9 protein-coding genes and 1 CRISPR repeat array are annotated in these 13,665 nt (G+C 55.1%); of the genes, 4 read left to right on the top strand and 5 right to left on the bottom strand.

Features of this window, described 5'->3' with window-relative positions:
• Window positions 1-1,190: 1,190 nt before the first annotated feature.
• Window positions 1,191-2,549 carry an alpha/beta hydrolase gene (locus FJU30_RS22420; protein ID WP_150437199.1) on the top strand — a complete coding sequence of 453 codons (1,359 nt, stop codon included), beginning with the start codon at window positions 1,191-1,193 and terminating at the stop codon, window positions 2,547-2,549.
• Between the two features lie 800 nt (window positions 2,550-3,349).
• Window positions 3,350-5,917, top strand: coding sequence for a DNA mismatch repair protein MutS (gene mutS, locus FJU30_RS22415; protein ID WP_150437198.1), 2,568 nt, complete (start codon window positions 3,350-3,352; stop codon window positions 5,915-5,917).
• Window positions 5,918-5,985: 68 nt separating this feature from the next.
• Window positions 5,986-7,752: a CRISPR direct-repeat array (repeat unit 28 nt; unit sequence TTTCTAAGCTGCCTGTACGGCAGTGCAC).
• A gap of 540 nt (window positions 7,753-8,292) precedes the next feature.
• On the opposite strand, the gene nlpE is transcribed toward mutS, so the two are convergent.
• Window positions 8,293-8,976, bottom strand: a complete 684-nt coding sequence (gene nlpE / locus FJU30_RS22410; protein WP_150437197.1) for an envelope stress response activation lipoprotein NlpE — start codon at window positions 8,974-8,976, stop codon at window positions 8,293-8,295.
• A 185-nt stretch (window positions 8,977-9,161) separates the two neighbouring features.
• On the bottom strand, window positions 9,162-9,713 hold the full coding sequence (locus FJU30_RS22405) for a YaeQ family protein (protein ID WP_150437196.1): 552 nt from the start codon (window positions 9,711-9,713) through the stop codon (window positions 9,162-9,164).
• A 166-nt stretch (window positions 9,714-9,879) separates the two neighbouring features.
• Here FJU30_RS22405 and FJU30_RS22400 point away from each other — a divergent pair, with 166 nt between their 5' ends.
• Both FJU30_RS22400 and rof read left to right on the top strand, forming a co-directional pair.
• Window positions 9,880-10,083, top strand: a complete 204-nt coding sequence (locus FJU30_RS22400; protein WP_150437195.1) for a YaeP family protein — start codon at window positions 9,880-9,882, stop codon at window positions 10,081-10,083.
• Between the two features lie 456 nt (window positions 10,084-10,539).
• Window positions 10,540-10,800, top strand: a complete 261-nt coding sequence (gene rof / locus FJU30_RS22395; protein WP_150437194.1) for a Rho-binding antiterminator — start codon at window positions 10,540-10,542, stop codon at window positions 10,798-10,800.
• A gap of 68 nt (window positions 10,801-10,868) precedes the next feature.
• Here rof and tilS read toward each other — a convergent pair whose 3' ends face one another.
• The 3 genes from tilS to accA all read right to left on the bottom strand — a co-directional run bounded on the left by tilS (window position 10,869) and on the right by accA (window position 13,662).
• Complete coding sequence (gene tilS, locus FJU30_RS22390; protein WP_150437193.1) at window positions 10,869-12,206, bottom strand: tRNA lysidine(34) synthetase TilS; 1,338 nt, start codon at window positions 12,204-12,206, stop codon at window positions 10,869-10,871.
• On the bottom strand, window positions 12,196-12,585 hold the full coding sequence (locus FJU30_RS22385; protein ID WP_150437192.1) for a VOC family protein: 390 nt from the start codon (window positions 12,583-12,585) through the stop codon (window positions 12,196-12,198). Before FJU30_RS22385 ends, tilS begins: the two co-directional genes overlap by 11 nt.
• Before the next feature lie 117 nt (window positions 12,586-12,702).
• Window positions 12,703-13,662 carry an acetyl-CoA carboxylase carboxyl transferase subunit alpha gene (gene accA, locus FJU30_RS22380; protein WP_150437191.1) on the bottom strand — a complete coding sequence of 320 codons (960 nt, stop codon included), beginning with the start codon at window positions 13,660-13,662 and terminating at the stop codon, window positions 12,703-12,705.
• Between the last annotated feature and the right edge of the window lie 3 nt (window positions 13,663-13,665).

The following is a 13,665-nucleotide window of genomic DNA, read 5'->3' as shown; positions in this document are numbered from 1 at the left end:
TTTTGACCATGCCACAGCGCGTAACTGATGATAAGAGCATTAAAGTAATCATTAAAAACAGATAATTATGATTTAATTATAATAGCATTGTCACTGCAACCTGTAGGGCACGTGTAGCGCTATTATGCGAAGCTATTTATTCGGCGCAGAAATTTAGTGGGGAAATATACTTAGTTAGCGGGCGGGGGGAAACGCTCTAATTTTCGATTAGGTCCGTTAAGCCGATATTTTTCTCAATGGCGATCAGGGTCAGTATGGTAATGCCAATGATAACGACAACAGCGGCGCTAACAGAAAAAACCCAACGATAATCCAATGAACGCATACCTGATAAACCAGTGCATTTTATCTAACCAGACTATCAAGGTAACCCGCCCAAATCTGTAACCACTCTGCCGCACCCAACATCATATTGATACAGATTATAAACGCCCCATTCCACCGCGCGTATGGCCCGAAATAGCCTCACGTAATAGCCCCGAAGAGCGGTACGACGCAGATCATCAGGCGTACGGCGGGGGATATCCGGCATTTGCCGGTCTGCTGCATAATGCCATGTTTATCCGGTAAGGTATTTTTGCGGAACAGACAAACGGGTAATCCATGCGGGAAGCAGACGCTTATCCGGGGTTAGACACAGCATTTTGAGAAACGTGACGACCTGAGAAGGGGGCTGAACATAGCGTTCCACGTTCACAGGACAGACTGGTTTTAGTGTGTGTCCCTTAACCTCCCTGCATACCAAAAAGTGATGCAGTAATCATTTCCGGAATGTGTTTGTGGGTTGAATATTGAGCATTTTTAGGGCTGTTTTTATCGCTTAAAGGCGTTTTTGCACAGTTATAACAATGCTGTTCTGTACAAAAAACAGTTACGGGACACACCCCAGGCTGGCGCAAACCGGCTCGCCAACAGCAGCCTTATCGTTGTCCGCTGGCCTGTTCATTCCGATAGCGTTTTGGCCGGCACGGCGTTTAAGCACAGGGAATATCCACTACAATACTTTGATTTATGACTCAAAAATGAAACAACAGTATGCTTTCATAAGTATACAGCAACGGCATCAGGCAACGATAAAGTAGCCAGGCAAGGCCATGATTACTGTATCAGTTACTATACGTAGTTATAGTCACAATAATTAAATACTGCAGGCGAGAACATATTTATTTTACGGATCGGGGATTGATAACATGTTTGGCAAACGTAATATCGCAGGTATCCTGTCGCTATTGATTTTTTTATCGGCTCACAGCATCTCCGCGGCAGAAACACCTTTATCATTGAGTGAAAAACAGCATGAAGAACAACAATGTTTAACTGAAACCGGCAATATAATCAGCTGGTTAAAATCAGACTCGGGGAGTATTGACAGAAGCGGTTGGTCCGCCAGTCTGAATCAGGCGCTTAGCAATGAAAAACTGGATAGCGTAAAAGCAATGCTGTCGAATTATGGGAAATTAACCCGCAGCGATAAAATACAATCAATGGGCGGCGCTCATCGTTTCTCTACCCGGATTCATTACCAAAAAAGCGATGTATTGTTATTCTCGCTTTGCGATAGCCGCGGTGATCTGTCAGGATTCAGAATCATCCCGGCGCAAGAGTCAGATAAAAAGACAATGTCTCCTGACTTCAGGATTAAAGACGTTATTATTCCGGGAGAGAAAGGCGCCCCGCCGTTAAATGCAACCGTGCTATTACCCAGTCAAAAAATCCGCGCGGTCAGCGTGTTGATTCCCGGCAGCGGGGCGACAGATCGCAACGAAACGCAAGGTGAGGTTGCACCCTTTTTAGACCTCGCCAACGGTCTGGCGTCTGCAGGCATCGCTTCTGTTCGCTTCGACAAAAGAACCCTCAGTTCCCCGGGCAGTTTTATCGGCAAAGCATACGCCCCTGAAGATGAAGTCATTGACGATGCCGTCACCGCCGCCCGGTATATCGCATCGGAACAAGGGGTCGACGGCGCGCCGCTATTGCTAATCGGCCATAGCCAGGGCGGAGTATTTATCGCGCGAATCGCCAGCCGGTTAAAAAACGACGTCTCGGGCCTTATCCTGCTGGCCACGCCTGCCGACGCAGACATTGCATTGCGCGCCGTTCGACAGCTGCACACCCTGCAGCGCGCATTTCCAGCCAACCACGCTAAATATGAAGCGCAGATCGAGGCGCTCAATGGCCAGATTAACAACTGGCAGGCGCATAAAACCCAGGGGATCGATACCCCGCCTTACCCCTTTCACTTACCCGCCAGCTATCTCGCCAGCCTGGAGACAATCAATCCCACCGACGAAGTGCGCCGCCTCGGCCTGCCTACGCTGGTTATGCAGGGCGGCCAGGACTATAAGGTACTGGAAGAGGATTATCATCGCTGGCAGCAGGCACTGTCGCCGCTGGGCGAGCGTGCTCGCTTTAAATTCTACCCGGCGCTGGATCATAATTTTATGAATATAAAACAAAGAGCAGAACACCCTCAGTTCAGCGATGTGGTGATAAAGGACATTATTGAATGGGTCCGTGCCGTGCCGAAAAAACAGCCGACCTTATCGTAAAACCCCGGCACGGATTGCGCACTGGCGGTTAAGCGGAATAAAAGTCTGTCGACGGGCCTCGTTGACAGCCCGCTTCACGGACGCCCTCTGGTCTGCGCTTATATTGATATCTAACGGTGACTTAACGTTCAGAAAAGCCTATACGTTAGCTCGAAAGACCATAACTCATTAATTTATAAATTATTACTCCATAATAGCATCACGCTATCAGAATAAAGCGAATACCGCCTTCCCCCGTGCAGCACATGTGTCCGGAGATAAAATTCGCTGAATTAAATCCGGGATGACATTCCCGACACGGGCAAACCGCCGACATACGCCCTGATTTGGGCAAAACTTCGAAATGCTTCGCGAAGCTGATCACTGATTGCAAAATCAGATACATTTCCCATCGTTGCTCTGATAACTTTCCGTTGTGCTTTGCCGGCGTTGGCACGCCGTCTGCGAAAATCAACCCGTTATTGGATAATTGTATATCTTTGCCTGACGCTGATTTTAGGCAAAATCCCGCAGTTTTTTTGCTGACAAGGCGAGGCCTCCTCAGGAAAGCCGGTGTAGAGAATGCGCCCTCCGGGAACAGAAAAACACGCGAACAGGAAAGATAACTTATTGATTATAGTCGGTAGATTGAATGTTATTTTCGACGCTGTTGTTTCATGCACGCCAGCGTCAGGGAACGTTTACCGCTTCTTATCTGGTATACTCCGGCGATACAAATTTATAGGTTAATGTGGATTTTTGACGATTTTACAAGCGGTCACATGATCCCTCTGAAAGGCTAAAAATCGAGTAAAATTAATATGAAAGAGTCTACTGACAAGGACTTCACCGCCCATACGCCCATGATGCAGCAGTACCTCAAACTAAAGGCTGAGCATCCGGAAATTTTGCTGTTCTATCGCATGGGGGATTTCTACGAGCTGTTTTACGACGATGCGAAACGCGCCTCACAGCTGCTGGATATTTCCCTGACCAAACGCGGCGCTTCGGCGGGCGAACCGATCCCGATGGCGGGCGTTCCCTATCATGCGGTGGAGAATTATCTGGCGAAGCTGGTGCAGCTAGGCGAATCCGTTGCGATCTGCGAGCAGATAGGCGATCCGGCCGCCAGCAAGGGGCCAGTGGAGCGTAAGGTCGTGCGCATCGTCACGCCAGGCACCATCAGCGATGAAGCGCTGCTGCAGGAGAAGCAAGATAGCCTGCTGGCGGCGATCTGGCTGGATTCACGCGGTTTTGGCTACGCGACGCTGGATATCAGTTCCGGGCGTTTTCGCGTGACCGAACCCGCCGATCGGGAAACGATGGCGGCCGAACTGCAGCGTACCAACCCGGCCGAGTTGCTGTATCCGGAAGACTTTGCCGCGATGGATCTGATCGAATCGCGCCACGGGTTGCGCCGTCGCCCGCTATGGGAATTTGAGCTGGATACCGCCCGGCAGCAGTTGAACCTGCAGTTTGGCACTCGCGATTTAATTGGTTTTGGCGTCGAGCAGGCGCATCTGGCGCTGCGCGCCGCCGGCTGTCTGCTGCAGTATGCCAAAGATACCCAGCGCACCGCGCTGCCGCATATCCGCGGCATCACCATGGAGCGTCAGGAAGACGGCATCATCATGGATGCGGCGACCCGGCGCAATCTGGAGCTGACGCAGAACCTGGCCGGCGGCAGCGAAAATACGCTGGCGGCGATTCTCGATCGCACCGTCACCCCCATGGGCAGCCGGATGCTGAAACGCTGGATACATATGCCGGGGCGCGACATCGCCGTGCTCAACCACCGCCAGCAGACGATTAGCGTTCTGCAGGATCTGGCCGCCGAGCTGCAGCCCTATTTGCGCCAGGTTGGCGATCTGGAACGTATTCTGGCGCGTCTGGCCCTGCGCACGGCTCGCCCGCGCGATCTGGCGCGAATGCGTCATGCGTTCCAGCAGTTACCGGATATTCATGCGCTGCTGGCCGGCATAGCCGGCGAGCACGTGAAACAGCTGTCCTGCCGCATCGGTCAGTTTGACGAACTGCGCGAGCTGCTGGAAAAAGCCATCGTGGAGACGCCGCCGGTACTGGTGCGCGACGGCGGCGTGATCGCCAGCGAATATAACGACGAACTGGATGAGTGGCGCGCGCTGGCGGACGGCGCCAGCGACTATCTGGAACGTCTGGAGGTTCGCGAGCGGGAAAAACTGGGACTGGATACGCTGAAAGTCGGCTTTAACGGCGTGCACGGCTACTACATTCAGGTCAGCCGCGGTCAGAGCCATTTGGTGCCGATTCACTACGTACGCCGTCAGACGCTAAAAAACGCCGAGCGTTATATCATTCCCGAGTTGAAAGAGTACGAAGATAAAGTTCTGACATCCAAAGGGAAAGCCCTGTCGCTGGAAAGAGCGCTGTACGACCAGCTGTTCGATTTACTGCTGCCGCATCTGGCGGAGCTGCAGCAAAGCGCCAGCGCGCTGGCCGAACTGGACGTACTGGCCAATCTGGCGGAACGCGCCGAAACGCTCAACTATGTTTGCCCGACCATCACGGAGAAACCCGGCATCAAAATCAGCGAGGGGCGCCATCCGGTGGTTGAACAGGTACTGAGCGAACCTTTTATCTCCAATCCGCTGGCCCTGTCGCCACAGCGCAGGATGCTGATTATCACCGGTCCGAACATGGGCGGTAAAAGCACCTACATGCGTCAGGTGGCGCTGATTGTGCTGATGGCCTATATCGGCAGCTTTGTACCGGCCAGCCAGGCGGTGATTGGTCCGGTCGATCGTATCTTCACGCGCGTTGGCGCGGCTGACGATCTGGCGTCCGGCCGTTCGACCTTTATGGTTGAAATGACGGAAACCGCCAATATTCTGCATAATGCCACGGAACACAGCCTGGTGCTGATGGATGAGATCGGCCGCGGCACCTCCACCTACGACGGTCTCTCGCTGGCCTGGGCCTGCGCGGAAAACCTGGCCAGCCGCATCAAAGCCATGACGCTGTTCGCCACCCACTATTTCGAACTGACCAACCTGCCGGAAAAAATGGAAGGCGTGGTGAACGTCCATCTCGACGCACGTGAGCACGGCGATACCATTGCCTTTATGCATAGCGTGCAGGACGGCGCGGCCAGCAAGAGCTACGGGTTGGCGGTCGCCGCGCTGGCGGGCGTACCGCGCGACGTAATTAAGCGCGCCCGGCAAAAGCTGAGGGAGCTGGAAACGCTGTCCGCAAATACCTCGGCCAGCCATGTCGACGGCTCGCAGCTCGCGCTGCTGCCCGCCAGCGAGGAACCCTCTCCGGCCATAGAGGCGCTGGAAGCGCTCGATCCCGACGCATTAACGCCGCGTCAGGCGCTGGACTGGCTCTATCGGCTAAAAAACATGGTGTAAGCGCTCCGCAGGCTCTGGCGCGAACCGAATATTTTCGCCAGAGCCGTGCTATCCTGGCTGTCCATATGTTTCCATGCTGCCTGTACGGCAGTGCACTGATGATGATACACAAGCCATGGGGTATCACTTTTCTAAGCTGCCTGTACGGCAGTGCACGTTGATATCAATGTGCTGGACCATATGATTGTGTTTCTAAGCTGCCTGTACGGCAGTGCAAACAGTGCTATTTATTGCCAGTTTCTGGGCGCTTTTCTAAGCTGCCTGTACGGCAGTGCACTCCCGTCTTCGCCCACAACGCGGAATTTTTCCTTTCTAAGCTGCCTGTACGGCAGTGCACGTTCATGTCCGGCAATCGGCATCATTCCGGCATTTCTAAGCTGCCTGTACGGCAGTGCACTATGAATCGCTATCAAATGATTTCATTGATTTCTAAGCTGCCTGTACGGCAGTGCACCCGTCAGATTCTGACTGGTGGAGAATTCGATATTTCTAAGCTGCCTGTACGGCAGTGCACCGGGTCGGCGATGCCGGATGACTGCTGCCAGCTTTCTAAGCTGCCTGTACGGCAGTGCACGTCGTCGGCATGTCATTGAACGACACCTGAGCTTTCTAAGCTGCCTGTACGGCAGTGCACCCGTTCTGCCCCGGCGTGCCGCCCATCCACTCGTTTCTAAGCTGCCTGTACGGCAGTGCACGATCTGTTTGTGATCGGCGATGATACGTGGCTTTTCTAAGCTGCCTGTACGGCAGTGCACTCATTGAGTCTGCATGGCTTGATGGTTTTGACTTTCTAAGCTGCCTGTACGGCAGTGCACCCAGTCCTGTGTTTTGGTTTTTAGTTCCGTCATTTCTAAGCTGCCTGTACGGCAGTGCACTCTGCGGCAAAACTGGCAAGCAGTGATGAGTTTTTCTAAGCTGCCTGTACGGCAGTGCACATTTCGTTTTTAAAACTGATATCCGGATCTCTTTTCTAAGCTGCCTGTACGGCAGTGCACATGCATTCGATTCGGCTACCGACCCCCAGCACTTTCTAAGCTGCCTGTACGGCAGTGCACATGCGGCCGCATTGAAAACCGCCATGGAGGAATTTCTAAGCTGCCTGTACGGCAGTGCACGCATCTATACACAAAATACACCATGCCGAATATTTCTAAGCTGCCTGTACGGCAGTGCACAATCCTCCGGGTAACTTGTTACGTTCTCGTGCTTTCTAAGCTGCCTGTACGGCAGTGCACCTGGAAATGACGCTGGCGTACGATCGAAATCGTTTCTAAGCTGCCTGTACGGCAGTGCACGCCGGAATTTATCGTTCAGTATCTTGCCGGCCTTTCTAAGCTGCCTGTACGGCAGTGCACAGGGTTTCTCCGCTGATTGTAACTGGCGGTAATTTCTAAGCTGCCTGTACGGCAGTGCACAATCCTCCGGGTAACTTGTTACGTTCTCGTGCTTTCTAAGCTGCCTGTACGGCAGTGCACCTGGAAATGACGCTGGCGTACGATCGAAATCGTTTCTAAGCTGCCTGTACGGCAGTGCACGCCGGAATTTATCGTTCAGTATCTTGCCGGCCTTTCTAAGCTGCCTGTACGGCAGTGCACAGGGTTTCTCCGCTGATTGTAACTGGCGGTAATTTCTAAGCTGCCTGTACGGCAGTGCTTGTGTGAAGTTCCCCTTGATGACGTTTTGCGCTTTTCTAAGCTGCCTGTACGGCAGTGCACCTTCATCGTCACGCTGGTAGTCGTAGCCCTCTTTTCTAAGCTGCCTGTACGGCAGTGCACCTGTGGGACACCCTGCCGCCGGTCCGCTATCCTTTCTAAGCTGCCTGTACGGCAGTGCACCGTTATAAAATAGTGGTTTATTCCTGATAGTTAAAGAGAAAAAGGATTAACGGCGTAAAAACCCTTTTGTCTGCCAGACAAGATAATAGTCATAAAATCAATTAATTATAAATAGCTGAAAAAAAAGGGTCAGCGCCCGCGGGCTGATGGTGGGATTTTTTATTTATGTTCGCATCACAGGTCTGATCGTTCGTCACCCGCGATGCCGGCATCATAATCCGCCTGTCAGTCGACGATATTAGATATGCAGCAGAAACAGAACCTGACGCCGTGGCCGAGAGCCGGAATTCGGCTCCGACTGGGTAAGTAAAGACTTACTGCAAGCGCAAGGCGTTACTCGTCCGCACTGCACAGAAGAGAAGCTCCGTTTCAGGAGAAACACGAAGCGTTCACTAACATCGGCGGATTCACGCGGGGCGGTGCGGGCGTTGAACGCCAACGCACTTTGCCCGCATCGCGGCAAAGTATGTTTGGTTGCCGGCATCATAACGGTTGAAGCCGAATTAACGGACCGCGGCCGGCCGCCTAACGTTCGGCCGGTTACAGCGGGCAGTGCTGGCTGGCGTCGAGCTTAATCTTCTGACTATCCGGCACCACGCTTTTCACCGTTTGCCCCTCTTTCACCGACGGCACCAGCGCAAAATGCGCCTCAAGCGACATCAGAGCTGGCGCGCCGTCGCGCGTTCCCAGGCTCAGGTACTGTTTTTCCAGCGTCAGGTTGCTGACTACCGGCAGCGTTTTGCCGGTAAAACAATCGGTGAACAGCGACGCTTCCGCCATATAGCGATAAAGCCCCTGCATACTCATCGGCGTTACCGGCAACGGCGTTTCCGTCGCATCGAGTCGATAATTCAGTGACGACTTAATCGGCGCGCCATCGGTGCTCAGCACCTCCAGCCCGTTGTCGCGCGGGCGGAAATAGCGTTTATCGCCGTCATTGCGAGTAAGCACTAGCTTATCTGCCGTACGCGCCCACAGGCCGTATTCCGAAAAGGTATCCGTTCCTGGACGTGAACTTTGATAGTGTTCGGTTAGAACAAAGGTTCCATCAGTATCGAGGAACAGCGTGGTTTCGATGCCGGAGCAATCTGCGCAAGGCAAAACGCCGCGATAACTTTGGGGCATTGGCCGCAGAGAGGCCTCCTGTACAACAGCCCGGCTGTGACAACCAATTAAAATGGATAGTCCCAGCGCCAGCAGAATGCCTGTGGTTAATGTTTTCACACCCTATCTCCAGTGTATCCCCTCCATTTTTCAGCCTGCGGGCGCGCTTGCGGCGCAAAATACGGCCCGTTTCCGGGCTACGGCAAACCGTCCGCCCTGAGCCTGTCGATGCCGGCATTTACCGCCATCCCGCATCCTGAAATTTATTGGGTATAGTCTTTATTCCTGCAAAATCCCCACCATCATCACGATTGAGGCGGACTTTGCCAGTCGCTGAAGGCGATTTCCAGATTATTCTCAGCGTCAGATAACCAGATAGTGCCTTCCTGCAGCGTCGCCTGCAGTGTCATATTGCGTTGCGCCAGCGCAGCCAATTGCGCCAGTTGATTGTCATCCAGAAAGCGGATGGTCAGATTTTTATGCCCGCCGGTTTTCTGCGCGATGTTTTGCCGCCAGACGCTGGCGGCCCGTTCGCCGTAGGCGTATAGCACCACCTCACGCGCCAGGCTGCAGGCCTTTTTCAGCCGGCGTTCATCGGGCAGCCCCAGTTCAATCCACAGCAGAATTTGCTGACTGTCGTCATGCAGCCAAATCTCCGGCTCATCGTCGGCGCACAACCCTTTGGTAAAGCGCAGTTGCTCATGCGCATGACAAATCCAGGCCAGCAGACGCAGCATCATGCGCTGATCGGTTTCTGATGGATGCTGCGCCAGCGTGAGGCTGGCGTCATAAAAGAAATGCCGATCCAGATCGGCAATATTGACCGCTGCTTTATAAATGGTTGCTTTTAACGCCATTCTTCACCTCATTAATAGTAGCAGAAAGTGTACTTGAGATTCGTCCCGGCTCACAGCAAAGCTGCCGCATATGGCATGATAAGCCCCAAAAAGCGGACAGCGGCGGGCTGTGTTATAGTCACGCGGCCGCGCCGCGGCCAGCCGAATCACTTAAGGAGAACTGACTATGCAGCAATACTGCGAATTAATACGCCGCTTACGCGCGGAGATCGCCGGCGGCGATATCGGCTATATTTCCGATGCGCTGGGTTGCGCGCTCAAAGCGCTGAACGAGGTGGCGGCCAATGAAGATCTGCCCTATGCCGTTCGCGAACAGTGCGCTTATGCCGCCGCGAATTTGCTGGTCAGCGATCTGTGTGCGGATAAGTAACGCCAACGCCAGATGGCAACCGTGCGCTAACCGGCTGGCGTAACGCCCCGCACGGCGGCAGCGCCGGGCCAGCTCGCACTCAAACCGGACCGCCCACGAAGCGTGCGCTTACTCTAGTCACAAACCACGCCTGCTGCCGCTTATTTTCAGGCGGAGCTTTCCATTCCCTGTCTTCACCCGATTTTCCCGCCGCGCGTTCAACGCGCGACAGCGCCAGGTCGCGCGCTATGTTCGCACCGACGCAAAGCGCGATCGGGCACATTCGCGCCCGCCCGCCAGGCTACGCCGGCGCGCGGCAACACGCTGTATGGCATTGAGTATCGCTGTTCTTATAATCCTGCTAACAATAGCGATCTATTTGCGTTACAGTGATATCGGCTATACTAAAGTTTAACAGGGAATAATGGCATAATGATTAAGTTATTGATTTTATAGTTGATTATTTGTGGAGACATTATGTCAATGAGTAATGAATATCAACCCATCAATTGCGACGACTATGACAATCTGGAGCTCACCTGTCAGCAGCATTTAGAGCTGACGGTAGAACTGCGTAGTGGAGAAATCATAACCGGTAAAGCCCGCGATATGATTTCGCGCAAGCAGGTAGAGTATCTGGTGATAGAGGAGTCCGGTTCGCTGCGCGAACTGCGCCTCGATCATATTGCCAGCTTCAGCCATCCCAAAATCGGTACGGTGGTGGTTAGCGAATCCTGAAGCCTTTCCCTTCTTTAACAAAACGGGTAGCCGTATCGCTGCCCGTTTTACTCCCCCTTCCGGCCCCGTTACGGGCGCCAGCGAACAAACCAAACGGGCCGCGCATCCTGCGCCTGCCCTTCGCGCGTGATGAACCGTCCCAGGGCGGCGATCGGCTGTTCGTTGTAAAACAGCAGCGGCGTGCGATCGCGTAGCCAGGGCGGCACGCCCAATTCCTGCCACAGTTTCTTGAGCGGACGCCCGTGCCGGCGTCCGACCACATTGATCATACCCTGAGCCGTGAAGCGAACGGTAACCCGCTCATCATTAGCCGGCGCGCGCAGCGCAATACCCTCGTCGGCCCAGGACAGGCTGCCCAGCCCGTCCGGTAAGACCAGCGATCTGTCCAGCCGCGGCCAGTCCAACACCAGCCCTCTGAGCGAACGCATCGACGGCAGCAGATAAAGGCACCGGCGAAAACGGCGGATCTGTCGATCGCCCAGCTGCAGCAGCGGCTCCGCATCCCGACGAGACTCAGCGACCTCATCCCACAGACGCTGCAGTTGGTCGCGCGACGGCATTCTTGCGCCGCCCGCCGCCAGCCAGCGCCGCAACAGGGCTGCGCGCCGGACCGCGCTGAACGGCAGCAGACCGTCGATGCGCAACGCGCCGTCGGCCTCGCACAGCGCCTGCAATGACTCGCTCAGCAGTTCATCCAGCAGTTGTTCCTGCTCCGCGCATAACTGCGCGCTGCGCGCCACGGCGGCAGGGAAATGCGGCCAGCGCCGTTTCAGTGCGGGCAGAATGCGCAGACGCAGAAAATTGCGATCGAAGCGATCGTCCTGATTGCTTTCATCCTCAATCCAGCTCAACCGCTGCCGGCGGGCGTAGCTTTCCAGTCGGCGGCGGGAAACCTCAAGCAGCGGACGCAGCAGCGTATGCCGCCCCAGCGCGCCGCGCGCCGCCATCGCCGACAGCCCCGCCGGGCCGCTGCCGCGCTTCAACGCCAGTAAAAAGGTTTCACTTTGATCGTCCAGATGCTGCGCGGTCAACAGCGTTTCATCATCCTGCAGATGCTGATTGAGCGCCTGATAACGGGCGCCGCGCGCCGCGCCTTCAAGGCCGTGCTCTCTGGCATCGACCTGCACCGGCAGCACGGCAAAAGGCACCCGCCACGCGTCGCAGCGCTGCCGGCAGTGGCGCGCCCACTCATCGGCATGCAGACTCAAACCGTGGTGAATATAGACGGCGCGCACCTCGCGCGATGGTCCGGCCTCGCGCCAGCGCGTCATCAGGTGCAGCAGCACGCTGGAATCGAGCCCGCCGCTGTAGGCCACCAGCACTCGCCGCACGGATCCGGCGTGACGGCTGACCAGCGCCAGCAATTCCTCGTCATCGTTGTTATCAATGTCGAATTCAGCGTTCATACAGTTCAAGCGGCAAATCGTCAGGATCGGAAAAAAAGGTAAAACGGCGCTGCGTGTGTTCATCAATGCGTATCGGTTCGCACGCTACGCCGTGTCCGTTCAGCCAGGCGACGGATTGTTCAATATCCGCCACCGCAAACGCCAGATGGCGCAAACCACAGGCTTCCGGCCGGCTGACGCGCGGCGGGGGCGAGGGGAACGAGAACAGTTCAATCACATAGCGCTCGCCCAGCGCCAGATCCCCCTTCCAGGAGTCGCGCGCGGCGCGATAAACCTCGCCGAGCAGGCGAAACCCCAACACGTCGCAGTAAAAACGTTTACTGCGTTGATAATCCGCGGCAATGATTGCGATATGGTCGACATCAAGCAGTTTTATCATTGCGGTCTCCAAAACGGTCGTCGCCTGCGGATGCGGGGCGAAACAGATGCGGCCCCATAATAACAAAAAAGTCCGCTCTCATGACTGACAGCGGACTTTGCGCAGCGGGCCTCTGCTTTAGCAGTAGCCGTAACTCATCAAACGCTGATAGCGCCGGTTAAGCAGTTCTTCTTCGCTCAGCAACTCCAGCTCGCCGAGATCGGCCAGCAGTTGCGCCTTCAGCGACTCCGCCATCGCCGCCACATCGCGATGCGCCGCGCCCAGCGGTTCGGGAATCACGCTGTCGATCATCTTCAGCTCTTTCAGGCGCGGAGCGGTAATACCCATCGCCTCCGCCGCCAGCGGCGCCTTGTCGGCGCTCTTCCACAGAATGGAGGCGCAGCCCTCGGGAGAGATCACCGAGTAGGTGCTGTACTGCAGCATATTAACCTTATCGCCGACGCCGATCGCCAGCGCGCCGCCGGAACCGCCCTCGCCAATCACCGTACAGACGATCGGCACGCGCAGGCCGGACATTTCGCGCAGGTTGCGGGCAATGGCTTCAGACTGACCGCGCTCTTCCGCGCCTACGCCAGGATAAGCCCCCGGCGTGTCGATAAAGGTCACGATCGGCATCTTAAAGCGTTCGGCCATTTCCATCAGGCGCAGCGCCTTGCGGTAGCCTTCCGGCGCCGGCATCCCGAAGTTACGCCGGATTTTTTCTTTGGTTTCACGGCCCTTCTGATGACCAATCACCATCAGCGGACGCCCTTCGAGACGCGCGATACCGCCGACGATCGCCTTATCATCGGCATAGGCGCGGTCGCCGGCCAGTTCATCAAAGTCCGTGAAAATCTGACGCACATAATCCAGCGTATAAGGACGCTGCGGATGACGCGCCAGTTGAGCGATCTGCCATGCGCCGAGGTCGGCGAAGATTTTACGCGTCAGCTCAACGCTTTTTTCACGCAGCCGGCGAACTTCTTCGTCCAGATTAATATCTAATTTTTCATCCTGACGGCTGACTGCAGTCAGCGAGTCAATTTTCGCTTCCAGCTCTGCAATCGGCTGCTCAAAATCAAGAAAATTAAGACTCATAGT

Source organism: Affinibrenneria salicis, assembly GCF_008710095.1.
The sequence above is the reverse complement of the archived record's forward strand: the minus strand, read 5'-3'. Positions and strand labels throughout refer to the sequence as shown.

What these genes read in the sequence shown, in the direction of transcription:
- rof (WP_150437194.1), top strand. Translation starts at nt 10,540, where the DNA reads ATGTCAATGAGTAATGAATATCAACCCATCAATTGCGACGACTATGAC.
- FJU30_RS22405 (WP_150437196.1), bottom strand. Translation starts at nt 9,713, where the DNA reads ATGGCGTTAAAAGCAACCATTTATAAAGCAGCGGTCAATATTGCCGAT.
- tilS (WP_150437193.1), bottom strand. Translation starts at nt 12,206, where the DNA reads ATGAACGCTGAATTCGACATTGATAACAACGATGACGAGGAATTGCTG.
- accA (WP_150437191.1), bottom strand. Translation starts at nt 13,662, where the DNA reads ATGAGTCTTAATTTTCTTGATTTTGAGCAGCCGATTGCAGAGCTGGAA.
- FJU30_RS22400 (WP_150437195.1), top strand. Translation starts at nt 9,880, where the DNA reads ATGCAGCAATACTGCGAATTAATACGCCGCTTACGCGCGGAGATCGCC.
- FJU30_RS22385 (WP_150437192.1), bottom strand. Translation starts at nt 12,585, where the DNA reads ATGATAAAACTGCTTGATGTCGACCATATCGCAATCATTGCCGCGGAT.
- mutS (WP_150437198.1), top strand. Translation starts at nt 3,350, where the DNA reads ATGAAAGAGTCTACTGACAAGGACTTCACCGCCCATACGCCCATGATG.
- FJU30_RS22420 (WP_150437199.1), top strand. Translation starts at nt 1,191, where the DNA reads ATGTTTGGCAAACGTAATATCGCAGGTATCCTGTCGCTATTGATTTTT.